Annotated in this window: 21 protein-coding genes and 1 pseudogene; 8 read left to right on the plus strand and 14 right to left on the minus strand. The window is 73.6% G+C overall.

The window, feature by feature from the left end:
• Positions 1-2: 2 nt before the first annotated feature.
• From ACIB24_RS15680 to ACIB24_RS15700, 5 genes are all read right to left on the minus strand, one after another.
• Entirely contained in the window at positions 3-488 is a 486-nt protein-coding gene (locus ACIB24_RS15680; protein WP_398282281.1) for an SRPBCC family protein, read from the minus strand.
• Between the two features lie 4 nt (positions 489-492).
• Positions 493-885, minus strand: a complete 393-nt coding sequence (locus ACIB24_RS15685) for a DivIVA domain-containing protein (RefSeq protein ID WP_398282284.1) — start codon at positions 883-885, stop codon at positions 493-495.
• 118 nt (positions 886-1,003) lie between these two features.
• Complete coding sequence (gene folP, locus ACIB24_RS15690; protein ID WP_398282868.1) at positions 1,004-1,828, minus strand: dihydropteroate synthase; 825 nt, start codon at positions 1,826-1,828, stop codon at positions 1,004-1,006.
• 68 nt (positions 1,829-1,896) lie between these two features.
• Complete coding sequence (locus tag ACIB24_RS15695; protein WP_398282287.1) at positions 1,897-2,490, minus strand: TIGR00730 family Rossman fold protein; 594 nt, start codon at positions 2,488-2,490, stop codon at positions 1,897-1,899.
• 25 nt (positions 2,491-2,515) lie between these two features.
• Complete coding sequence (locus ACIB24_RS15700; protein WP_398282870.1) at positions 2,516-3,229, minus strand: TIGR00730 family Rossman fold protein; 714 nt, start codon at positions 3,227-3,229, stop codon at positions 2,516-2,518.
• A gap of 225 nt (positions 3,230-3,454) precedes the next feature.
• Here ACIB24_RS15700 and ACIB24_RS15705 point away from each other — a divergent pair, with 225 nt between their 5' ends.
• Positions 3,455-6,007: a diguanylate cyclase gene (locus ACIB24_RS15705; RefSeq protein WP_398282290.1), complete on the plus strand. Its 2,553-nt coding sequence runs from the start codon at positions 3,455-3,457 to the stop codon at positions 6,005-6,007.
• A 104-nt stretch (positions 6,008-6,111) separates the two neighbouring features.
• Here the strand turns inward: ACIB24_RS15705 and ACIB24_RS15710 are convergent, their stop codons facing one another.
• The 3 genes from ACIB24_RS15710 to ACIB24_RS15720 form a co-directional block, all read right to left on the minus strand.
• Positions 6,112-6,498, minus strand: coding sequence for a hypothetical protein (locus ACIB24_RS15710; protein WP_398282293.1), 387 nt, complete (start codon positions 6,496-6,498; stop codon positions 6,112-6,114).
• A gap of 161 nt (positions 6,499-6,659) precedes the next feature.
• Positions 6,660-8,375, minus strand: a complete 1,716-nt coding sequence (locus ACIB24_RS15715) for a sensor histidine kinase (protein WP_398282296.1) — start codon at positions 8,373-8,375, stop codon at positions 6,660-6,662.
• Positions 8,372-8,764, minus strand: coding sequence for a LuxR C-terminal-related transcriptional regulator (locus ACIB24_RS15720; RefSeq protein WP_398282299.1), 393 nt, complete (start codon positions 8,762-8,764; stop codon positions 8,372-8,374). Before ACIB24_RS15720 ends, ACIB24_RS15715 begins: the two co-directional genes overlap by 4 nt.
• Positions 8,765-8,917: 153 nt before the next feature.
• Here ACIB24_RS15720 and ACIB24_RS15725 point away from each other — a divergent pair, with 153 nt between their 5' ends.
• Positions 8,918-9,343 carry a hypothetical protein gene (locus ACIB24_RS15725; RefSeq protein ID WP_398282302.1) on the plus strand — a complete coding sequence of 142 codons (426 nt, stop codon included), beginning with the start codon at positions 8,918-8,920 and terminating at the stop codon, positions 9,341-9,343.
• 21 nt (positions 9,344-9,364) lie between these two features.
• On the opposite strand, the gene dapE is transcribed toward ACIB24_RS15725, so the two are convergent.
• Positions 9,365-10,459, minus strand: a complete 1,095-nt coding sequence (gene dapE, locus ACIB24_RS15730; protein ID WP_398282305.1) for a succinyl-diaminopimelate desuccinylase — start codon at positions 10,457-10,459, stop codon at positions 9,365-9,367.
• A gap of 45 nt (positions 10,460-10,504) precedes the next feature.
• Between dapE and dapD the strand changes: the two genes are divergently transcribed.
• The 4 genes from dapD (at position 10,505) to ACIB24_RS15750 (ending at position 14,959) form a co-directional block, all read left to right on the plus strand.
• Positions 10,505-11,506: a 2,3,4,5-tetrahydropyridine-2,6-dicarboxylate N-succinyltransferase gene (dapD, locus tag ACIB24_RS15735; protein WP_398282307.1), complete on the plus strand. Its 1,002-nt coding sequence runs from the start codon at positions 10,505-10,507 to the stop codon at positions 11,504-11,506.
• Between the two features lie 11 nt (positions 11,507-11,517).
• Positions 11,518-12,459, plus strand: a complete 942-nt coding sequence (locus ACIB24_RS15740) for a hypothetical protein (RefSeq protein WP_398282310.1) — start codon at positions 11,518-11,520, stop codon at positions 12,457-12,459.
• A 92-nt stretch (positions 12,460-12,551) separates the two neighbouring features.
• Complete coding sequence (locus ACIB24_RS15745; protein ID WP_398282313.1) at positions 12,552-13,196, plus strand: hypothetical protein; 645 nt, start codon at positions 12,552-12,554, stop codon at positions 13,194-13,196.
• On the plus strand, positions 13,196-14,959 hold the full coding sequence (locus tag ACIB24_RS15750) for a GMC family oxidoreductase N-terminal domain-containing protein (protein ID WP_398282315.1): 1,764 nt from the start codon (positions 13,196-13,198) through the stop codon (positions 14,957-14,959). Before ACIB24_RS15745 ends, ACIB24_RS15750 begins: the two co-directional genes overlap by 1 nt.
• Before the next feature lie 12 nt (positions 14,960-14,971).
• On the opposite strand, the gene ACIB24_RS15755 is transcribed toward ACIB24_RS15750, so the two are convergent.
• From ACIB24_RS15755 to ACIB24_RS15765, 3 genes and pseudogenes are all read right to left on the minus strand, one after another.
• Positions 14,972-15,928, minus strand: a complete 957-nt coding sequence (locus ACIB24_RS15755; RefSeq protein WP_398282318.1) for an NADP-dependent oxidoreductase — start codon at positions 15,926-15,928, stop codon at positions 14,972-14,974.
• Between the two features lie 140 nt (positions 15,929-16,068).
• Positions 16,069-16,914: pseudogene (locus ACIB24_RS15760) on the minus strand (sulfurtransferase); the annotation flags it as partial.
• Between the two features lie 122 nt (positions 16,915-17,036).
• Positions 17,037-18,350, minus strand: a complete 1,314-nt coding sequence (locus ACIB24_RS15765; protein ID WP_398282321.1) for a citrate synthase — start codon at positions 18,348-18,350, stop codon at positions 17,037-17,039.
• A gap of 210 nt (positions 18,351-18,560) precedes the next feature.
• On the opposite strand from ACIB24_RS15765, the gene ACIB24_RS15770 reads away from it, so the two are divergent.
• Complete coding sequence (locus ACIB24_RS15770; RefSeq protein ID WP_398282324.1) at positions 18,561-19,337, plus strand: hypothetical protein; 777 nt, start codon at positions 18,561-18,563, stop codon at positions 19,335-19,337.
• A 108-nt stretch (positions 19,338-19,445) separates the two neighbouring features.
• On the opposite strand, the gene dapC is transcribed toward ACIB24_RS15770, so the two are convergent.
• Positions 19,446-20,567 (minus strand): succinyldiaminopimelate transaminase, encoded by a 1,122-nt coding sequence (gene dapC, locus ACIB24_RS15775; RefSeq protein ID WP_398282327.1) that lies wholly within the window; start codon positions 20,565-20,567, stop codon positions 19,446-19,448.
• Positions 20,564-20,887 carry a ferredoxin gene (gene fdxA, locus ACIB24_RS15780; RefSeq protein WP_398282330.1) on the minus strand — a complete coding sequence of 108 codons (324 nt, stop codon included), beginning with the start codon at positions 20,885-20,887 and terminating at the stop codon, positions 20,564-20,566. Before fdxA ends, dapC begins: the two co-directional genes overlap by 4 nt.
• Before the next feature lie 103 nt (positions 20,888-20,990).
• On the opposite strand from fdxA, the gene ACIB24_RS15785 reads away from it, so the two are divergent.
• The gene (locus tag ACIB24_RS15785; protein ID WP_398282333.1) at positions 20,991-21,980 is read left to right on the plus strand and encodes a GNAT family N-acetyltransferase; all 990 of its coding nucleotides are present in this window, start codon (positions 20,991-20,993) and stop codon (positions 21,978-21,980) included.
• The last annotated feature ends 2 nt before the right edge of the window (positions 21,981-21,982 follow it).

Consider the following 21,982-nt stretch of genomic DNA (forward strand, 5'->3'; position numbering starts at 1 on the left):
CGTCATCCCTGCGTCTCCCTCTCCAGTTCGCCGACCATGAGCCGCAGCGTGCGGGCGAACCCGGCGCGCATGAAGGCGGCGAGCACGGGGTCGAAGACCGGCGCCACCGCCCGGGTCAGCCGTAGCGGCGACAGCTCGACATCCTCCCGCCAGCTGACCGTGCAGCCGCCGCCCGGCACCTGCTCGACCACGATGTCCGCGGTGCCGTGGAGCACCCGGCCCTGCTTGACCACCGAGCACCGGCCCGGCTCCCCCGCGCGCGGCGGCCCCCACCGCGTGATCTCCATCGGGTCGTCGAAACCCAGGCCCAGCAGAGGCAATCGGGTACGCCCGACGAACCGCGCCCCCACTCCCGTCGACTGCGGGGTGAGGACGACGACCTCCGTCAGCGGCACCCAGCGACCGTGGGCCGGCCAGTCGGTGACCCGGGCCCAGACCGCCTCGGCGGGTACGCGGGTCGTCACCGTGGCGGTGAAACGGGCGACCATCGCTCTACGCCCCGGCGTCGGGGCCGCCGCCGGCATCCAGGTCGACGTCGGGCCCGGGTGGGACCGCGGGCAGTACGCGCCCGGCGGCCACCGGCGCGCCGGGCGCCCCGTCGTCCGGGTCGAGCCCCGCCGCCTGCAGCCGGGCCCGCAGCCCGTCGATCTCGGCGCCCAGCCGGTCCATCGCGGCGTCGACCTGGTCCATCCGGTAGCCGCGCAGCGCGGGCACGAAGCGCACGGCCTCCACGTCCTGCCCGGTGAGCGGGCGCGGCGGCAGGGCGCGCTCGGGCACCGTGCCCGGCACCTCCTCGAGCGAGCCGCCGGACAGGAAGCCCGTGGCCAGCGCGACCACGGCGGCGACGACACCCAGGGTCAGCAGGAGCAGCAGCAGATTCGGCACGTCCCCGATGCTGTCACGCCGCACCGACAGTCCGCGGCGCCCGCCGCCACCCTGTGGACGGAACCACCTGTGGACGCCAGGACCAGCACGCAACCAGCACGGAGGACCGGCACGAGGACTACGTGAGCCCACGCAACGGCGCCCGCGGCGGCAGCTCCCCACGGATCATCGACACCAGGTCCAGCACCCGCCGGGTGGCGCGCACGTCGTGCACCCGGAAGACCCGCACGCCCTGCCAGGCCGACACCGCGGTGGCGGCGAGCGTCCCCTCCAGCCGCTGATCGACGTCCAGCCCGAGGCTCTCGCCGATCAGGTCCTTGCGCGACAGCGCCATCAGCACCGGGTACCCGAAGCCGGTGAACATCTCCAACCGGCGCAGCAACGCCAGCCCGTGCCAGGTGTTCTTGCCGAAGTCGATCGTCGGGTCGATCAGGATCGACTCCTTCGGCACCCCGCAGCCCTCCGCGTGCCGGGCGGCGGCCAGCAACGACGCGAGCACCGCGTCGACCACCCCGTCCGTCGTCGTCCCGTACGCCACCCGGCGCGGCAGCGTGCGCGGCTGCGCGCCGCCGGTGTGCGAGCAGACCACCCCGGCGCCGTGCTCGGCCGCGACCTCCACGAGGGTCGGGTCGTGCCCGGCCCAGGTGTCGTTCACCAGCGCCGCCCCGGCCCGGCAGGCCTCGCGGGCCACGGCGCCGCGCCACGTGTCGACGCTGATCACCAGCCCGGGGTGGGCCGAACGGACCCGTTCGATCACCGGGACGACGCGCGCGATCTCCTCCTCGACGCTCACCTCCGCACCGGGTCCGGCCCGCACCCCGCCGACGTCGAGGATGTCGGCGCCCTCCTCGACCGCCCGCGCGACCGCGGCGTCGGCGGCCCCGTCGTCCAGGAGACGGGCGGGGGCGTAGAACGAGTCGGTGGTGCGGTTCAGCACGGCCATCACGACCGCCCGTCCGGCCGGGAACGTCGTGGCCCCCAGGCGCAGGTCGGGGGCGGCGGGGGGCACGGTCACGGCGCCGCCTCCAGCGCGTCGGTGGCCGGTGGGACGACGGGACGCCCGGCTGGAAGCTCACCGAGGGCTTCGAGCGCCTCGGCGACCGTCGCCGTCCACCGGATGGTCGCCACCGCCTCGGCCCGCACGAACCCGGTCGTCGCCAGGCCGTCCACGAGGTCCCGCAGCGGCGCGAACAACCCGTCGGGGTCGAGCACGACCACCGGTTTGTCGTGCATCCCGAGGCTCGCCGCGACCCACACCTCGGTGAGCTCCTCGAGCGTGCCGAGCCCGCCCGGCAGGGTCAGGAAGGCGTCGGCCGCCGCGTCCATCGCGCCCTTGCGCGCGCGCATGTCGGTCGTGACGACCAGTTCGTCGGCGTCGTGGTCGGCGACCTCCAGGTCGACCAGCGCCTGTGGGATCACCCCGAGGGTGTGGCCCCCGCCGTCCCGCACCGCCTGCGCGACCGCCCCCATCATCGACACCCGGCCGCCGCCGGAGACGAGGTCGTGACCGCGCGCCGCGAGCGCCGCGCCGACCTCGGCGGCCAGGTCGACGTAGTGCGGCGCGATCACGGTGGACGACGAGCAGAAGACGCAGACCCGGGCCATGGCGCGATTCTGGCCTACTCCCCGTCTATTCGGCCGCGTGCGGGGTCGGCCGGAGGGCGTGACCGCGACGGGCGGCCACCATGAGTTCCACGACCTCCTCGACGTCGTCGGTGACGTGCAGCAGGTCGACGTCCTCACGCTTGATCATGCCGCGCTCGAGCACCGGCCCGGCGATCCAGTCGAGCATGCCCTGCCAGTAGTCGCGTCCCAGCAGGGCGATCGGGAACGACGTGACCTTGCGGGTCTGCACCAGGACCAGCGCCTCGAAGAGCTCGTCGAAGGTGCCGAACCCGCCGGGCAGCACCGCGAACCCTTGCGCGTACTTCACGAACATGGTCTTGCGCGCGAAGAAGTAGCGGAAGTTGATGCCCAGGTCGACCCACTCGTTCATGCCCTGCTCGAACGGCAGCTCGATGCCCAGCCCGACGCTCACCCCGCCGGCTTCGTGGGCGCCCTGGTTGGCGCCGGCCATCGCCCCGGGACCACCGCCGGTGATCACCGCGAACCCGGCCTCGACCAGCGCCCGGCCCAGGTCGCAGGCCAGCTGATAGTCGGGGTGCTCGGGCCGGGTGCGGGCCGAGCCGAAGACGCTGATCGCCGGGCCGAGTTCGGCGAGCGAGCCGAACCCCTCGACGAACTCGGCCTGGATCCGCATGACCCGCCACGGGTCGGTGTGCACCCAGTCGCTGGGGCCGCGGCTGTCGAGCAGCCGCTGGTCGGTGGTCGACCCCGGCACCATGTCCCCGCGCAGGGTCGTCGGGCCGCGCTGGTACTCGCCGCGATCGCCCGGATCGTCAGTGTTCGTTGTCACGTCGAGCGACGGTATGCCAGCTCAGCGGAAGCATCCATCCGCAACGCGCGTGAGCCGGACAGGTTGCCCATCGTTCGGGACTGAACACTTCGGGCGATCACCAGTACAGTCACGGGGGTGCGTGGTCTGCCGGACGAGGTGACTCGAGACGGCGTGTCCCCGCTAGCGGACGTCGAGAGACTGGTCGTCGAGGGCCGCTACGGGCGCGCCGACCTCGCGCTGCGCCGACTCGAGGCGATCATCCCGGGGCTGGCCGGGGCCGGCGACGCCGAGACCCTGATGCTGGCCCTGCACGGCCGGGCCCTCATCCTGCGCCAGCTCGGCGCCGGCACCCAGAACGCGATCGCGGCCTGCGACGTGCTGGAACGCGCCGCGCACGAGCGGCAGGCCGAGGTCTGGGTGGCCGTCGGCTGCGCCCTGCGGGCCCGGTTCCGGGTCGACGCCGGCGACATCGGCGGGGCGACCGCCGACCTGGCCCGCGCCGAGGCGCAGGTCATGGAGGAGGACCCGAAGACCGAGGCCGAGTACCGGCTGCTGGACGGCCTGGCCCTGGTCTACGCCGGGCTGCGGTTGCACGACCGCGCCGACGGCATGCGCCAGCGGATCGAACGGACCATCGGCTCCCGCCCGGTGTTGGAGCAGGCGCAGCAGTGGTCCGGCTGGGCCGGCGAACTGGCCGCCCGCGCGATGGAACCGCTGGCCGGCGGCGCCCCCGAACCGCAGCACGACCTGATGGGCCGGGCGGTCGAGGTGGCCGCGCGGCTCGACGACCTGCCTGAGGCCGAGGTGCCGGCCACGCTGCGCCGGGGGGCGCGCGGCGTGCGCGCGCTGGCCGCCGCCTACCGCGGCCGCCCGTCGGAGGCCCTGCGGCTGCTCGGCCCCGACGCCTTCGGCACCGTCGGTGACCTCCCGCTCGTCGAACGGCAGATCGTCTCGCTGGCCGCCATGCGCGCGCACGCGCTGGTCGGGTCGCTGGCCACCGCGCGCTCGCTGGACGACGCCGCCGCGGCCCCGCCCGCGACGTTGCCGAACCTGGTGCTGGAGGTCTGCCGGACCCGCGAACGGCTCTGGTTGGAGACGTACGCCGGCGGCGACGTGATCCCGGTGCTGCACCGGATGACCGAACTGCTCGTCCGGCTCGGCTGGCGCGGCATGGACCTGGTCGCCGACACGGCCCGCCAGGCCCTGGAGCACCAGGCGCTGCGCACCGAGAGCCGCACCGACGCCCTGACCGGGGTCGGGAACCGCCGCGCGCTCGACGAGGAGATGCGGCAGCTGCTGCGGTTCGGGCCGCTGCCGCTCGCGCTGATCCTCGTCGACATCGACCACTTCAAGGAGGTGAACGACCGGTTCACCCACGTCGTCGGCGACGAGGTGCTGCGCCGGGTCGCCGCCTCCCTGGCCTCGCAGCTGCGCGCCGACGACCAGCTGCTGCGCTACGGCGGTGACGAGTTCGTCGTCCTGCTGCCCGCCACCGGCGACGAGGAGGCGAACGCGGTCGCCGAGCGCATGGCCGCGGCCGTCGCGTCCCGCCCGTGGCAGGAGCTCGCCGACGGGCTCGTGGTCACCGTGACGATGGGCTGCGCGGCCGTGTGGTCGCTGTCGGGCCGCCGGCCCGACGCTGACGCCGAGAAGCTCTTCCGGCGGGCCGACGAGCGGCTGCTCGACGGCAAGCGCCGGCGGGGGGACGACGGGCGCGGCCGGGGCACGGTCAGCGAACCGCCCGCGCGGGCGGTGCTCCCGCAGGAGCCGATCGTCGAACGTCGCGGGCAGGGTTTCTCGACGCCGTCGCTGGAGCCGGCCGGTTCGCCGGAGCCGGTCCGGCCCGAGCCGGTGGACGACGCCCCGCCGCCCGTGGTCGAGCCGGTGGCCGCCGCCGACGCCGGGGAGTCGCTGCCCGCGGGGACGTTGCTGTCCGCCGGCGACCACCCGGGCCGGCCCCGCCCGCGCACCGTGTTCAACCCCGACCCGTACACGGGCGAGATGTCGACGATCCCGGCGCAGGACGCCGAGCAGGTGTACGGCGGTCACGGGCGGCGCGCGCGGCGGGCCGAGACGGTGCTGCCCGCCGTCCCGCCCCCCGCGGCGGAGACGCCGCTGGAGCCGACCGCCGGGGAAGTCGCGGAGACGCCCGCCGAGTACGCTGCCGCGGCCTACGCCGCGGAACGCGCTCCCGAGACGCGGGCCATCGACCTGCCCGACCTGCTGTCGGACCGGGCGCCCGAGCCCGAGTACGACCGCAGCTACGAACAGGGGTACGGCGAGCCCGGGTACGGCTATCCCGGTGGCTACGGTCAGCCCGACTTCCCGTCCAGCAACTACCAGCCCGACCAGGGCTACACGCCCGACTACGGCGACGACCCGCTCGGCGTGCCCGCGCCGTTGCCGGAGCCCGAGCCGGTCGCCCGGTTCGAGCCGTCCCCCACGTTCGAGTCGTCGTACGAGTCCAGCTACGAACCCGGCCACGAGCGCACCCCGTTGGAGCCCGCCCCCGTGACGCCGGCCCGCTCGTGGTCGACGCCGTGGGCCCAGCAGGCCGCGGCCGAGACGCCGAAGGACGGCACCCCCACGGCGGAGCAGGAGGCCGTCGACGTGCGCGGTGAGCCCGCCGAGGCCGCCACCCGCCCCCGCCGCGACCCCTTCGGTCCGCCCACCATGCGCCAGGCGATCATCGACCTGAGCGCTCGCAAGCGCACCAACCGCTGACGCAGACTGGCCGGAACCTCCGCCATGCGACGTCCCTCAACGGGTGGATCTGCGCATGCCCTGGGCCGCGCGGATCCACCCGTTGTCCCCGTTCGGCTCAGGGATCAGGCGAGTTCGGCGCCCCAGCGCACGTAGGCCTCGGCCACGATCAGGTCGGCCCCCGCCGCCGATCGCCAGTGCGACATGACGCCCCACTGCCCTCTCTTGACCCGGCCCCCGATCTGCGGGCGACCGGCCTTCCGCAACCGGGCCCGGCTGTCGTCGTCCAGCCAGATGAACCCGCAGAACCCGCCGCACCCGCAGGCGTCCCACGCGACCTGGGCACCGGACGTCAGCAGTTCCACGGCCCGTCCTGGCGAGATCTCGTTCTCCACCCGGTCGAACCAGGTCCCGTCGGGTCCGAGCAGGTCGACGCCGTACCGCAGGTCGAACGGCTCGATCGAGCGCTCGACGACCGGGGCCGGCGGCTGCGCTCGGAGCTCTTCGAGCATCTCCGCCATCGTCTGCCGCCGGCTACGCATGAGGCCGAGGGTGGTGGCACCACCGGGTCGGTGTCATCCCATTTAGGGCCCGCCACGTGCTCGTACTCCCGAAGTCCACCGTCGTGGCGTCCAAATATCCTCGCCAGCAGTGGTTTCCGGGAGTACGAGCCTCAGGAGGCGAGCGGGAGTTCGGCGCGCACCACGCCGTCCGCGGCACTGAACGTGCCACCCAGCTCCTGCGCCCGCTCCCGCATGGAGGCGATCCCGACCCCGGGCCGCCACTCGCCGACCTCCCCGGCCTCGGTACCGCCGTCGCGCACCTCGAGGACGAGCGCGGCGGCGTGGCGCACCAGCCTCGCCGACGCGTGGTCGCACCCGCTGTGCCGGGCCGCGTTGGTGAGGGCCTCGACGACGATCCGGTAGGCCGCCACCTCGACCGCGGCGGGCAGGTCGCCGAGGTCGGCGGCCACCAGCTCCACCCGCAGCGGGTCACCGCCGGGAGTGCGCAACTCGTCGGCCCGCAGCCGGATCGCCTCCAGCAGGCCGACCTCGTCGAGGGCCGGCGGCCGCATGCCGTAGACCAGTTCCCGGATCTCGCGGATGGCGGCCACCGCCTCGGCCCGGACCCGGGCGAGGTGCTCGGCCACCCGCGACTCCTCGGGGGCCAGTTTCAGCTGCGCGGCCCCGACCCGGAACGCGATGGCCGCCAGCCGCGGTCCGAGCCCGTCGTGCAGGTCGCGCCGCAGCCGGAACCGCTCGTCCTCGCGGGCGGTGGCGGCGGCTTCGCGGGCCTCCTGCAGGTGCCGCGCGAGGGCGTGGGCCCGGGCCGTCTGGGCGAGCAGCGGCCCGGTCAGCTGCAGGACCTTCACGTCGGCGGCCGGCAGGCGCAGGTCGCCGGCGCGCAGTCCGACGACGAGTTCCCCCACCGGCTGGCCGTCGAGGCTCAGCGGCAGCGAGGTGAGGTGGTCGGTGAGCTGCCCCGACTCGGTCACCGGCGCGCCCTCGACGGTCAGCGCCACGTAGGGCAGGACGAGGGAGGAGCGCACCGCCTCGACCGCGTCGACCGGGTCCGCGCCGATGTCGCCGGCCAGGGAACCGGCCGCCGACAACGGGTCGGGCCGGGTGCCGAACAGCAGGTCGTCGCCGACCAGGCGCAGCTGCCGGCGCAGGGGCTCGAGCAGGAACGACCCGCCCACAGCCACGACGGCCAGCTCCACCAGGGTCATCGCCGAGCCGGTGGTCGCCGCCCAGAGGGTCGAGACGAGGCTGAGGGCGGCGAAGAAGCCGAGCGCGGCCGTGATGTTGACGGCGAGCATCGACGCGACGCCGCGCAGGTCGACGACCTGCGGTTGAGCCAGGCCGACCCACGCGGCCAACGGGAGGAGGGCGACGGCGGGGAGGAAGACCGCCAGGGCCCGGTCCGAGCCGAGCAGGACCACGAGCCCGCCGGCCAGCGTCAGCACGACCATGGGGGTCAGCAACCACAGCAGGGGCCGAGTCTGCTGCCCGGCCTCCAGCCGCCACCAGACCTGCGTCGCGGGCAGGAGCACCACGCACAGCCAGGCGGTCGTGGCCGAGGCGCCCCCGACGGCGAGCGCGACGGGGGGCACGGCCACCACCACCAGCGCCGCCGCCCACGTGGCGGGGTCGGGGAAGTCGAGCCGGGGGTAGGCCATCGCGGCCAGGGCGGCGACTTGCATCGTCGCGATCGCCACCTGGGTGCCGGAGACCCCGTGGGCCGTCCACGCCCCGGTCGCGCCCATCACGACGCCGGCCGGGGCGAACAGGACACCCGACGCGCGGGCGGGCGTGCGCAGGGCGAGCAACGTTCCCAGCAGCGTGACGAGGCCGCCTCCGACGAAGGCCGACGCGGCGAGGGTCGTCACCCGCCGAGGCCGCTCTCGCGCGCCTTTAACACCGCCTCGGCCCGGTCGGCGACCCCCAGCTTCGCGAACACCGACGTCAGCTGGTTGCTCACGGTCTTGGGGGCGAGGAACAGCTCGGTCGCGATGTCCCCGGTGCGTCGACCGGCCGCCAGCCGTTCGAGGATCAGCCGTTCCCGATCGGTCAGCTCGGGGAACGGGTAGTCCACGGCCGGCTGCGACGTGGAGAGGAACGTCAGCATCCGTTGCGCGATCCCGGGCCCGAAGATGGCCTGCCCGGCGGTCACCGCGCGGATGCCACCCGCGACGTCCTCGGGTTCCGCGTCCTTGAGCAGGTACCCCTGCGCACCGGCCCGCATCGCCGCGAAGACGGTCGCATCGTCGTCGAACATGGTGAGCATGAGCACCGCCGTCCCGGGCAACGCGACCCGGATCCGGCGGGTCGCCTCGACCTGCGGGTAGGCCGGGCATTGTGGCGGGACAACCGCTCACCACAGGGTCGTGGTGTCGGCCGCACCGGGCGACCGCTGATGGAGGAGATCCAGATGGTGACTCGGGCGGACACCCCGACGGACGGCACGACGGGCGACACGGCGGACGGCGAGACGCAGCTGACGGCGCGGCAGAAGGCCGGTCACGTGATCGGCGCGCTCGTCGGCCTCGACATGTTCACCACCCTGGTCACCGAGGCGAACGCCGACGAACCCACGCCCTGGCCGGTGCTCGTCGTCATCGCGGTGATGGCGCTGTCCATCGTGGGGCTGCTGGCCCGGTCGTGGGTCACCGGCCGCCGGCGGCCCAGGCGGATCGCGACCGTGCTGCTGGCCCTCAACGCCCTGCTGGCGGCGCCCGGCCTGTTCGTGGCCGACGTCGCGACCTGGATGCGCATCGACGCGGGGCTCACCGTCGTCGGGACCATCGCCGCCATTGTGCTGATGTTCTACCCCGAGCGGCGCGTGGCCCGGGTCTGACGGTTCACCGGCGCGCCTGGTTCACCCGGCCCGTCCGGTGAGCCAGGCGCGCAGGGCGCGCTCGCAGGCCGTGATGGACGACGCCGGGCAGTGTTCGTCGTCGGTGTGGGCCAGCTCGGGGTCACCGGGCCCGAAATTCACTGCCGGGACGCCGATCTCGGCGAACCGTGCGACGTCCGTCCAGCCGAACTTGGGCTTCGGCTCGCCCCCGACGGCGCGCACGAAGGCGGCGGCAGCGGGCCGGTCCAGGCCGGGGCGCGCGGCCGGCGAGGCGTCGACCACCTCGAGAGCGAAACCCGAGAACACCGACCGGACGTGCGCTTCGGCGTCCGCCAGGCTCTTGTCGGGCGCGAACCGGTAGTTGACCGTCACCACGCAGGAATCGGGGATCACGTTGCCCGCGATCCCGCCGCGAACACCCACGGCGTTCAGGCCCTCCCGGTACACGAGCCCGTCGACCGGCACCTCCGCCGCCTCGTAAGCCACCAGTCGCTGCAGTACCTCGGCGGCGCCGTGGATCGCGTTGACCCCCTTCCACGAGCGCGCCGAGTGCGCCGCGACGCCGGGCACGGACACCTCGACCCGCAGCGTCCCCTGGCACCCGCCCTCGACCGCGGCGTTCGACGGCTCGCAGAGCACGGCGAAGTCGCCCGCCAGCAGCTCGGGCCGTTCGCGGGCGAGCCGGCCGAGTCCGTTGCGCACGGCCTCGACCTCTTCGTTGTCGTAGAACACCCACGTCACGTCGTGCACGGGCGCAGGCACCGTGGCCGCGAGGTGCAGTTGCACGGCCACTCCGCCCTTCATGTCGACGGTCCCACGGCCGTGCAGCACGGCGTCCGCCCCCGAGCCGACGACCCGCACCGGCAGGTTCGACGCGATGGGCACCGTGTCCAGGTGTCCGGCGATCACGACCCGCGAGGCACGCCCGAGCGACGTCCGGGCCACCACGGCGTCGCCGTCCCGCAGCACGTCCAGGTGCCCGTAGCCGCGCAACGCCGACTCGACGGCGTCCGCCAGCGGCGCCTCGGAGCCGCTGACGGACGGAATGTCACAGATCGTCCGGGTCAGCTCGACGACGTCCGACTCCAGATCCAGTGCCACGGGCCCAGCGGTCATGCCGCGACAGTAGCCAGCACAGGCAGGCCCCATAGAATCCGACCCATGACCCAGGCCACGGATGCGCAGCCCGACACCACCACCGCGAACCCCCGGGTCCGTCCGGCGTGGGGCTTCGGTTTGGCCACGGTGACCGAGGCGGGCGTCGTCCTGGACACCTGGTACCCGAGCCCGACGCTCGGCGAGCCGGGTCCGGACGCCGGGCCGCACGCCGTCCCGGCCGACCTGGCCGCCCTGGAAGGGGCCGACCCGGCCCGCCGGGTGCGCACGACCGTCGTCCGCACGGTCGTCGACCTGGACGCCGACCCCGCCGACGCCAGCGACGTCTACCTGCGCCTGCACCTGTTGTCGCACCGCCTGGTCAAGCCGCGCGAGGTCAACCTGACCGGCCAGTTCGGCCTGCTGGCCAACGTGGTGTGGACGAACTTCGGGCCGTGCGCGGTGGACGACTTCGAGGAGACCCGACTGCGGCTGCGCGCGGCGAACCGGGGTGCGCGGGTCGAGGTGTTCGGCGTCGACAAGTTCCCGCGGATGACCGACTACGTCGTGCCGGACGGAGTGCGCATCGCCGACGCCGACCGGGTGCGCCTCGGTGCCCACCTCGCGACCGGAACCACCGTCATGCACGAGGGTTTCGTGAACTTCAACGCCGGCACCCTCGGGCACTCGATGGTCGAGGGCCGGATCAGCGCGGGTGTCGTCGTCGGCGACGGGTCGGACATCGGCGGCGGCGCCTCGATCATGGGCACGCTGTCCGGCGGTGGGACGCAGCAGATCTCGATCGGTGAGCGCACCCTGCTGGGCGCGAACGCGGGCATCGGGATCAGCCTCGGCGACGACTGCATCGTGGAGGCCGGCTGCTACGTCACGGCCGGCACGAAGGTGCAGTTGATCGAGGAGTCCGGTACGACTAGTCGCAAGGCGCTGGAGCTGTCGGGCGCGAACGGCCTGCTGTTCCGGCGCAACTCGACCACGGGGGCGGTCGAGGCCCTGCCCCGCCCGGGGCGCAGCTTCGCGCTGAACCCGGAACTGCACGCCAACAGCTGAGGAGTCCCGCAGTGCCCGCGTCGACCCTGCCCCTGCCGACCCGTCCGGGCACGCCCCGGCGCGGCTCCGGCCGGGCCGGGCGCGGTTCGGGGGCCACCCTGTTCGTCGGGCTGCTGGTCGTCACGATCGGCGTCGGCGCCTGGGCCTGGTGGCAGGGCAGCGTGGGTTCGGTGACGATCCGCCCGCACTGCACCGGCACGGCCGACGGCGGCAGCGCGGAACTCGACCCCGAGCAGGCGGGCAACGCGGCGATCATCGCGGGCATCGCGAGCAAGCGGGGGCTGCCGGCCCGGGCCGCCTCGATCGGCATCGCGACGGCCATGCAGGAGTCGAAACTGCGCAACATCGACTACGGCGACCGCGACTCGGTGGGCCTGTTCCAGCAGCGGCCCTCGCAGGGCTGGGGCACGAAGAAGCAGTTGCAGGACCCGGTCTACGCCACGAACGCCTTCTACGACGTGCTCTCGAAGATCGACGGCTTCGCGACCATGCCGATCACCGACGTCGCGCAGAAGGTCCAGCGCTCCGCGTTCCCCAGCGCGTACGCCGACCACGAGCCGGAGGCCCGCATCATCGCGTCGGGGCTGAGCGGCTACTCCCCCGCCGGATTCACCTGCGAGCTGCGCACTCTCACCGATCTGAGCGAACAGAAGCCGGACGACAGCGGCCTCACCGAGCGCGCGAGCGCGGTGGACGAGGCCTCCTCCAAGGAGCTCGGCCAACGGCACGCCGGGGTCAGCGCGAGCGGCAAGACACTGCGCTACGACACCGGGACGACGCGGCAGGCGTGGGCGGTCGCCGCCTGGGCCGTCGGGCGCGCCGACGGGCTGGACGTCGTGCGGGTCGCCGTGGCCGACCAGTACTGGTCACGGGACGAGTCCACCAAGGGCTGGCAGAAGGTCGACTCCGACGAGGCCCTGCCCACGGGCCGCGTCCGGGTCCAGGTCGGCTAGGGCGAGGCCGTCGGGGGTCGTCTGGACTCGCGGAACCGGACAAACGCCCCGAAAGTGGCGTCGCCTCGAATCCCACCCTGACGGGAGCCGCGATGCCATCCCTGTCCCGCCGTGCCCTGCTGGCCGGCCTGCCCGCCTCCGCCGCCGTCGTGCTGACCGCCCGACCGGCGGTCGCCGACGACTACGTCGACCAGGGCTTCCACGCCCTCGCGGCCTACGTGCTGCCCGGCGACGACGCCTACTCCCGACGACAGGCCGTCACCGCACCACGGGCCGGCGGCGTGGCGGCCGGGACGGCGGGCATGCTGAAGGAGACCTACGACCACGCTGTGCAGATCTCCGTGGCCCCCCACCTCGGCGTGCACGCTCCCGGCGCCGGCGGGATCGCGGCGTTGCTGGACCTGTACTCGCGCAAGCGGTATCCGCTGAAGTCGGTCGGGCCGTTCGCGCATCCCTTCGCCAACCTCGCGCACGCCGCCAAGGCCCGGGTGCTGGCCGACATCGACACGGACGCCGCGCTGCAGGCCCTCCCGCTCGGTTTCGGCTTCAACACGATCATCACGCTGGCCGCCTTCGGCGCCTTCGGTGAGCGGGCGGTCTACCGCGACGGCCGGCTCACGGCCCGGCCGCTCGGATGGCAGCTGACCGGCTACGCGGGAGTCAGCGACGGTCACCCCGAACTGCGGGGCTACTGGGCGGGCCGGCGAGCCGTGCGCGACGTGGGTGAGGAGGCCTGATGCGGGACGTGGTGATCGTCGGCTGCGGCGGCGGGGGGCCTGTGGTGGCGACGGAGCTGGCCCGCTGGGGACTCGACGTCCTGGTGCTGGAGGCGGGGCCGCGCTTCGCCGACCCACGCCGGGACTGGAGCCGGCTGGAGAACGACGCGAACAACCCGTTGACCGGGTACTTCCGGGCCGGGCCGGGCGACCGGTCGAAACCGGCCTGGAGCCGGGACCTTCCGGAAGACATGTTCGTCTGGCAGGTGGCCGGGGTGGGCGGCACGACCCTGCACTACTACGGCAACTGCCCCCGGGCCGCGCGGGGCGTGTTCGCGGGCTACGACGGCCCGGACGCCGGCGAGTACGACACCACCCACCGGTTCCCGTTCACGATGGCGCAGTTGCGCCCCTACTACCGGTGGGTGGAGGCCACGCTGCCCGTCCAGACCGCGGCGATGGGCACCAAGGAGGAACGCTTCCTGCGGGCCGCGGCCGCCACGGGGCTGCCGGTCTGTGACACCAAGGAGCCGACCGAGGCGTCGTTCCGGCCGCAGGAGAACTGCATCCTCCAACCGGGCGGCACCGCGGGTCTCGCGCCCGACCCGAGCTTCCCGCAGGCGAGCGGCTGCACGTTCTGCGGTCACTGTCTGCAGGGTTGTTCCGCGCCACGCGGCGCGCCCCGCAATCTGACCGCCAAGCGGTCGACGGACAACTCGTACGTGCCCATGATGCTCACCGCCGACGTCTGGGCACCCGGCGGCCGACCCGCCGAGCTGGTCACCGGGGCGACCGTCGTCAGGGTGCACACCGAGGGCCGCGACGCGGCGACGCGGGCCACCGGGGTGACGTACGAGGACGCGGGCGGCGCGCGGCACCGGGTGGATGCCAAGGTCGTGGTGCTGGCCGCGGGCGCGGTCGAGACTCCGCGGCTGTGGCTGGATTCCGGTCTGCCGAACCCGAACGGCTGGGTGGGCCGTGGGCTCACCGACCACCACCTGGACTGGGTGCACGGCATCTTCGACGACTACACCGGCTCCTCGAAAGGGGCCAGCTCGAGCGCCCGGATCGACTTCCCCGGCTACGGCGGGATCGAGAACACCGGTCTACCACCGGCGTTCGAGGCCTTCTCGGCGACGTACAGCGACCACGGCACGCACGGCGTCTACACCAACGGCTCACCGGCCGGCGACGCCGGGGCCGACGCGGTCGGGCGGCTGGTCGGCGCGCAGCTGCTGGAGTCGGTGTCGAACATCGACCGGGTGCTGAACTGCCTCGTCATCACGGACGACGACGTGGAGGCCGAGAACCGGGTGCAGCTGTCCCCGGCCATGCCGCACGACCCGAAGGGCACGCCGCCACGGATCACGGTGAAGCACCGGCAGCGTTCGGCCCGCACGCGACGCAACCGGGAGTTCCTGGCCCGCAAGGCGGTCGAGCTGCTGCGGGCCGCGGGGGCGCGGAAGGTGTACCGCGCCGACTGGCCGCCACTGCTGCTGCACATCCACTCCAGCATGCGGATGGGGCACGACCCGTCGGACTCCGTGCTCGACGAGTGGTCCGAGTCGCGTTTCGTGACCGGACTCTTCGTCGCGGACAACTCCGCTCTGCCCAACAGCCTGGGCGGGGCGAACCCGACCCTGACGACCCAGGCCCTCGCGACCCGCGCCGCGGAACGCATCATGACCCGCTACTTCGGCGGCGACCCGTGGGTGCGCAACGGCACGCCGACCGTCTCGACCGACCCGCGGATCACGGACGCCGTGCTGGCCCGGAACCTCTGATCCCAGGTGCGGTCAGGGGATGAGGACCAGCTTCCCGACCGTGTGCCGGGTGAGGATCTGGCGGTGGGCCTCGTCCGCCCGGTCCAGCGGGAAGCTACCGGCCAGAACGACTTCCAGCTCGCCGGCCCCGGCCAGCTCGGCCAGCGGGGCCCGCGCGGCGTTACGGATCTCCGTGCCCGGGTCGGCGCCCGGCGCGCCGCCGATGCGCTTGAGGCCGAGCTCCGTCGACCGCGGGCCCACGACGATCGTCACGAAACGCTCCTTGTCGCCGAGCAGTTCGAGCGACACGTCGATCGGCTCGTCGCCGCCGATGCCGTCGAACGCGGCGTCCACCCCACCGGGCGCGAGGGCCCGCACCCGGTCGGCCAGCCCCGGTCCGTAGGTCACGGGCTCGGCGCCCAGGCGCCGCAGCAGGTCGTGGTTGCGCTCGCTCGCCGTCCCGATCACCCGGGCCCCGGCGCGCACGGCGAGCTGCACGGCCAGCTGCCCGACGCCGCCGGCCGCCGCATGGACGAGCACGACATCGCCCGCGCCGGAGCTCTTCCCGAGCGCGTCGATACCGATCACGGACAGCCCGTGGACGGCGGTCGCCCCGGTCAGCAGCAGCCCGGCGGCCTGCTCGAACGAGAGCGTGGCGGGCTTGGGCACGACGTCCGGGGCGGGCGCGACCAACGCGGCGGCGTACCCGCCGGTGACCCGGTAGGCGATCACCTCGTCGCCCACGGCGACGCCGGCGACCTCGGGACCGACCGCCCGGACGACGCCGCTCACCTCGAACCCCAGCGGCACCGGCAGCGGCGGCTGGGGCCGGTCGGCCACCGCCTGGTAGAGCTTCACGTCGATCGGGTTCACCCCGGCCGCCCGCACGTCCAGCAGCACCTGCCCGGCGCCGGGCGCGCCGGGGTCGTAGGTCTGCACCTCGAGGTTCTCCGGGCCGCCGTACGCGGCCGCCACCACGCGCCTGCTCATGACGCTGATCCTGCCGCGGGCGCCTCGGCGGGCAACCCGGCGTCCTTCCACGCCGGCCGCGGATGTCGAGCAGTTCGGCCGCCGCCACCGCCGGCCTCACGGTCTGCTCGGGCCTCAACAGCGCGTGGTGGGAACTCGCCCGGCTCGGTGCCGGTGACCACCGGCCGCTCCGGCAGCGTGGCCCACTGCGACCAGGACCCCGGGTAGAGCACCGCGTCGTGACCAGCCAGGGCCAGCGCGGCGATCTCGTGGGCCGCCGTCACGCCCGACCCGCAGTACACGGCCACCGGCCGCCCGTCGCCCACGCCGAGCGTCCCGAACTGCTCGACCAACTCGTCGACCGACCGGAAAGTGCTGTCCGCCGCCAGGTTGAGCGTGGTCGGTGCCGACACGGCTCCCGGTACGTGACCGAACTTCGGGTCGACCGGGTTCTCCTCGCCGCGGTACCGCTCGGCGGCCCGAGCGTCGAGCAGCAGGCCTCCGGAGCGCACGAACTGCTCCACGCCGTCCGGGTCGAGCACCGGCAGCCGCCCCCCGACCAGGGTGACGTCGCCCGGTTCGGGCGGGGCGCCGTCCCCCGTCTCGACCGGCCCACCCGCCGCCTCCCAGGCCGGCAGCCCGCCGTCCAGCAACCGGACGTCGGAGACCCCCGCCCAGCGCAGCAGCCACCAGGCGCGGGCCGCCGCGAGGTTTCCGGTCGCGTCGTAGGCGACGACCGGCTGCCCGGAGCGCAGCCCCCACGCACGAGCGGCGGCCTGCAGGTCGGCGAGGTCGGGCAGCGGGTGCCGGCCGACGCCGGGCCCGGCGGGCGCGGACAGCTCCTCGTCGAGGTCGGCGAAGACCGCGCCGGCGATGTGCCCGGCCGCGAACGACTCCCGCCCGGGCGGGCCGTTCAGCGCCCACCGGACGTCGAGCACCAGCGGGGCGCCGGGCCCGACCAGCTCCGCCGCCAGCTCGGAAACCGTGATCAGCACCGGGGAGTTCATGCCTCAGACCACCTCTCGCAGTGTGCGCCGGCATGCAGAAGGCCCCCGGGCGAACCTCCCGCATCACGCGAGAACCGTTGCCCGGGGGCCTTTCTGCATGATCACGACCGGAAGGGGATACCTCAGCGGTCGCCGATGGAGACGTAGTCCCGCTCGGTGGCGCCGATGTAGACCTGGCGCGGGCGACCGATCTTGGTGTCCTTGTCCTCGATCATCTCGCGCCACTGGGCGATCCAGCCGGGGATGCGGCCCAGCGCGAAGAGCACCGTGAACATCTTGGTCGGGAAACCCATCGCCTTGTAGATGAGGCCCGTGTAGAAGTCGACGTTCGGGTACAGCTTGCGCTCGATGAAGTAGTCGTCGGACAGCGCGATCTCCTCGAGCCGCAGCGCGATCTCCAGCAGCTCGTCGCCGGCGGTACCACCCACCCCGCGCAGGATCTCGTCGGCCGTCTTCTTGATGATCGCCGCGCGCGGGTCGTAGTTCTTGTAGACCCGGTGGCCGAAGCCCATCAGGCGCACGCCGTCCTGCTTGTTCTTCACCTTCTCCATGAAGGTGTCGGCCGTGTCGTCGCCGCGGGCGATCTTCTCCAGCATCTCCAGCACCGCCTGGTTGGCGCCGCCGTGCAGCGGGCCGAACAGCGCGTTGATGCCGGCCGAGACCGACGCGAACAGGTTGGCCTGCGACGAACCGACCAGGCGCACGGTCGACGTCGAACAGTTCTGCTCGTGGTCGGCGTGCAGGATGAACAGGAGGTCGAGCGCCTTGACCATCGCCGGGTCGGGCTCGTAGTTCTCGGCCGGCAGCCCGAACGTCATCCGCAGGAAGTTCTGCACCAGGGTGAGCGAGTTGTCCGGGTAGAGGAACGGCTGCCCGATCGACTTCTTGTAGGCGTAGGCCGCGATCGTCGGCAGCTTGGCCAGCAGTCGGACCGTGGAGATCTCGACCTGCTCGGCGTCGAACGGGTTCAGGCTGTCCTGGTAGAAGGTCGACAGCGCCGAGACCGCCGAGGAGAGCACCGGCATCGGGTGAGCGTCGCGCGGGAAGCCGTTGAAGAACAGCTTCAGGTCCTCGTGCAGCAGCGTGTGCCGGCGGATCCGGTCCTCGAAGTCGGCCAGCTGGGCCGGCGTGGGCAGCTCGCCGTAGATCAGCAGGTACGAGACCTCGACGAAGGTGCTGCTCGCCGCCAACTGCTCGATCGGGTAACCGCGGTAGCGCAGGATGCCCGCGTCGCCGTCGATGTAGGTGACCGCGGAGGTGCACGACGCCGTGTTCACGAAACCCGAGTCGAGGGTCACGAAACCGGTCTTGGACAGCAGCGGCGAGATGTTCAGGCCCGAGTTGCCGTCAGTGGCCGGGATCACGTTCAGCGGCAATGGCTCGCCACCGGCGTACGTGAGGGTTACCTGCTCCGAACGGTCCGTTCCGTCAGACATGAACGCTCCTGCTGGTGATGGGATGCGTGTTCGCGCGGGCGACGGGTGTGTCGCTCTCGGCTCACGACGAAACTACCCCGCCGCGATTACCCTCTGCCATCCGGCACCCCTGCCACGGAGATCACTTTTTCGCTCCGCTGTCCTTCTGTTCGTGATCCAAGAGAGGCGGTCGGGATGCATCCGCCGCCGGTCGGTGCCACCGTCGGTGGCATGAGGAGGAGCAGGTCCCGCGCCGAGGTGACGATCAGCGTGGTGGCCCTCGCCGCCGTCCTGGGCGGCTGTTCCGGCGGCTCACCCTCCGTCACCGCCGGGCCGACGACCGCGACGAGCGCCGCGACCACACCCGCCGCCGTGGTCACCTCCGCGGCCGGTTCGGACGACGGGTGCCCGCCGGGCGGTGCGGCCGTACCGTCGGGCGCTGGGACGGCGAAGAGCGCCGACCTGGACGGCGACGGCCGCGCGGACCGGGTCTGGCTGGCCGACATCGACGGGAAGCGCACCCTCGGGGTCCGGACGGCGAGCGGGGCCGGGTTCAGCAGGACGTTCACCAGCGCCGCCCCGCAGACCGCGACGGCCCTGGCCGCCCGGGTCGGGACGGGTACCGGGCCGGGCACCGACGCCGTCGTGCTGCTCGACACCGGCCGCTCGGTCGCCCTGTACGCCGTCGTCGACTGCCGGCTGGTGGAGAGCCGCAACGCACAGGGTGAGCAGTACACGTTCGACCGCGGTTTCACCGGGTACGGCACCGGGGTGGGTTGCCCGAGTGTGGGCGGCACGCCGCGTCTCGCGGGCTACCTGGCGGAGACGGACACCGGGGCCAGCTACCGGGTCACCCGCACGACGGTCGACCTGACCGCCGGCGGCGCCAAGGCGACCAACGGCGAGAAGACCACCCTCGGAACGACACTCAAACCGACATCGACCGACGTGGTGGCCGCCACGGGCGTCACCTGCGGCAAGGCCACCCCCGCCCACGAACCCAGCTAACCCCCGCCGTGATCATGCACAAATGCATGACTCTCGCGTCGATCATGCGCAAACGCATCATGCGTTTGCGCATGATCGACGAGAGTTCCGCACTCCGGCCGGAGCGGGTCAGCTCAGGCGGGAAGCCAGGGCGTGGATCCGTTCGTCGGTGGCCGTCAGGGCCACCCGCACGTGCCGGGCGCCCGCCGTCCCGTAGAAGTCCCCCGGCGCCACCAGCACGCCCCGCTCGGCCAGCCAGGCCACCGTGTCCAGGGCCGGCTCGTCCCGGGTCGACCACAGGTACAGCCCGGCGTCCGAGTGGTCGATCCGGAACCCCGCGCCGGTCAACGCCTTCCGCGCCACCTCGCGCCGTGCGCGGTACAGCTCGCGCTGGGCGGCGACGTGCTCGTCGTCCGAGAGTGCGACGCGCAGCGCCTCCTGCACCGGCCACGGGACGATCATCCCGGCGTGCTTGCGCAGCTCCAGCAGCGAGCGGACCAGCGCCACGTCCCCGGCCACGAACGCGGCCCGGTAACCGGCCAGGTTGGACTGCTTGCTCAGCGAGTACACCGCCAACAAACCCTCGTGCGAACCGCCGCACACCTCGGGGTCGAGGATCGAGGGCACCGGCTGGGCGGTCCACGACAGCTCGGCGTAGCACTCGTCGGAGGCGACCACGGCCCCGATCGACCGCGCCCACGACACGACCTTGCGCAGGTGGTCGACGCCGAGCACCCGCCCGGTCGGGTTGCTCGGCGAGTTCACCCACACCAGCTTCACCCGCCCCGCGGCCGGACCGACCGACACCGTGCCGTCGGCGGGGACCGGGTTCGCCCCGGCCAGCCGGGCCCCGACGTCGTAGGTCGGGTAGGCGACGGTCGGGAACACCACGTCGTCCCCCGGGCCCAGCCCGAGCAGCGTCGGCAGCCACGCGACCAGCTCCTTGGAGCCGACGGTGGGCAGCACGCCGTCCGGGTCGAGCGCCGGGACGCCGCGGCGGCGCGCGAACCAGCCCGAGACGGCCTCACGCAGGGCGGGCGTCCCGTACGTCTGCGGGTACCCCGGCGCGTTCGCGGCACCGCGCAACGCGTCGGCGACCACCGAGGGCGTCGGGTCGACCGGCGTCCCCACCGACAGGTCGACGATCCCGCCCGGATGGGCGCGGGCGCGTTCGCCGTACGGAGCCAGCCGGTTCCAGGGGAAGTCGGGCAGGGCGGCGAGGCGGGCCGAGTTCGCGCCCGTGGGTATCACTCCGCGGCTTGCGGAGGCAGAGCGCTGATCAGCGGGTGGTCCTTGGGGATCAGGCCCAGCTTGGCCGCGCCACCGGGCGAGCCGAGGTCCTCGAAGAACTCGACGTTCGCCTTGTAGTAGTCCGTCCACTCCTCGGGAGTGTCGTCCTCGTAGTAGATCGCCTCGACCGGGCAGACCGGCTCACAGGCTCCGCAGTCGACGCATTCGTCGGGGTGGATGTACAGCATCCGCTCCCCTTCGTAGATGCAGTCGACGGGGCACTCCTCGATGCAGGCCTTGTCCTTCAGGTCCACGCACGGCTGCGCGATCACGTACGTCACGACGATCCTCCGTAGATCCGCTCACGAGCAGGGGTTCGGGCTGCCCGGAGGCAAGTATCCCTGATACTCCCCCCGGTCCGGACACGGCCTACCATCGGCGGGCGTGAGCACCGACTGGAACGCCCTCGTCGGCACTCGGGTCGTGGCCCGGGTGCGCAGCCCCAACGGGCTCTACGACGTGCTCGGCGACCTGATCGGCGCCGATGACGATCTGTTGCGCATCGTCACGAAGCGTGGCGAGCGCCAGGTGCCACGGGCCAACGTGATCGCCGGAGGCCCCGTGCCGCCCGCGCCGTCCCGGGCCGCCCCGCCGCACCGGGCGCTGTCCGTGGGCGACCTCGAGGTGGTGATGGCCGACCACTGGCGGGCCCCCGAGACCGACTGGCTGGGCGGTTGGCTGCTGCGGGCCGCGGGCGGCTTCACCCGCCGGGCCAACTCGGCCCTGGCCGTCGGCGAACCCGGGATGCCGCTCGACGTGGCCGTCCTGGAGGTCACCGACTGGTACTCCGACCGGGGCATGACGCCGCTGGCCGCCACCCCGCACCCGACGATCGACGAGGAGGACGCCGGGCAGCTGCTGGCCGCGGCCGAGGCCTTCCGGGCGGCGGGCTGGCAGGAGGTGCCCGGGGCCGGCGCCACCGTGCTGACCGCCCCGACCGGTGAGGTCCGGGCGCCGCGCGACCTGCCCGCCGGGCTGACCCTGGACCTGCTGGAGGCCCCGGACGCCGCCTGGCTGGCCCGGTACCACTACCGCGGCGAGGCCGTGCCGCCCGTCGGGCGCGAGCTCCTGGCCTCGGCGCCGGAGCAGGTGTTCGCGGCGGTCCGGGACGGCGGGACGACGGTCGCCGTCGCCCGCGGCTCGCTCGCCCGGCGCTGGGCGGGGGTCACGGCCGTCGAGGTCGACCCCGCCTACCGACGCCGCGGGCTGGGTGCGGCGCTGGTGGCCCGGCTCGGCGAGTGGGCCTGGCAGCACCGGGCGGCGGCGGTCTACGTGCAGGTCGGCGAGGGCAACGAGGCGGGCTTCGCGCTCTACGGCGCCGCGGGCTTCGAGACCCACCACACCTACGCCTACCTCACCCCCACCTCCCCGTGATC

Source organism: Spongisporangium articulatum, from assembly GCF_044465595.1.
GTDB lineage: Bacteria > Actinomycetota > Actinomycetes > Actinomycetales > Kineosporiaceae > Spongisporangium > Spongisporangium articulatum.

Excerpts from the sequence above, each read along its gene's own strand:
- folP (WP_398282868.1), bottom strand. The coding sequence starts at position 1,828 with ATGGCCGTGCTGAACCGCACCACCGACTCGTTCTACGCCCCCGCCCGT.
- ACIB24_RS15710 (WP_398282293.1), bottom strand. The coding sequence starts at position 6,498 with ATGCTCGAAGAGCTCCGAGCGCAGCCGCCGGCCCCGGTCGTCGAGCGC.
- ACIB24_RS15750 (WP_398282315.1), top strand. The coding sequence starts at position 13,196 with ATGCGGGACGTGGTGATCGTCGGCTGCGGCGGCGGGGGGCCTGTGGTG.
- ACIB24_RS15680 (WP_398282281.1), bottom strand. The coding sequence starts at position 488 with ATGGTCGCCCGTTTCACCGCCACGGTGACGACCCGCGTACCCGCCGAG.
- dapD (WP_398282307.1), top strand. The coding sequence starts at position 10,505 with ATGACCCAGGCCACGGATGCGCAGCCCGACACCACCACCGCGAACCCC.
- ACIB24_RS15725 (WP_398282302.1), top strand. The coding sequence starts at position 8,918 with ATGGTGACTCGGGCGGACACCCCGACGGACGGCACGACGGGCGACACG.
- ACIB24_RS15700 (WP_398282870.1), bottom strand. The coding sequence starts at position 3,229 with ATGGTGCCGGGGTCGACCACCGACCAGCGGCTGCTCGACAGCCGCGGC.
- dapE (WP_398282305.1), bottom strand. The coding sequence starts at position 10,459 with ATGACCGCTGGGCCCGTGGCACTGGATCTGGAGTCGGACGTCGTCGAG.
- ACIB24_RS15695 (WP_398282287.1), bottom strand. The coding sequence starts at position 2,490 with ATGGCCCGGGTCTGCGTCTTCTGCTCGTCGTCCACCGTGATCGCGCCG.
- ACIB24_RS15745 (WP_398282313.1), top strand. The coding sequence starts at position 12,552 with ATGCCATCCCTGTCCCGCCGTGCCCTGCTGGCCGGCCTGCCCGCCTCC.
- ACIB24_RS15755 (WP_398282318.1), bottom strand. The coding sequence starts at position 15,928 with ATGAGCAGGCGCGTGGTGGCGGCCGCGTACGGCGGCCCGGAGAACCTC.
- ACIB24_RS15765 (WP_398282321.1), bottom strand. The coding sequence starts at position 18,350 with ATGTCTGACGGAACGGACCGTTCGGAGCAGGTAACCCTCACGTACGCC.
- ACIB24_RS15770 (WP_398282324.1), top strand. The coding sequence starts at position 18,561 with ATGAGGAGGAGCAGGTCCCGCGCCGAGGTGACGATCAGCGTGGTGGCC.
- ACIB24_RS15720 (WP_398282299.1), bottom strand. The coding sequence starts at position 8,764 with ATGTTCGACGACGATGCGACCGTCTTCGCGGCGATGCGGGCCGGTGCG.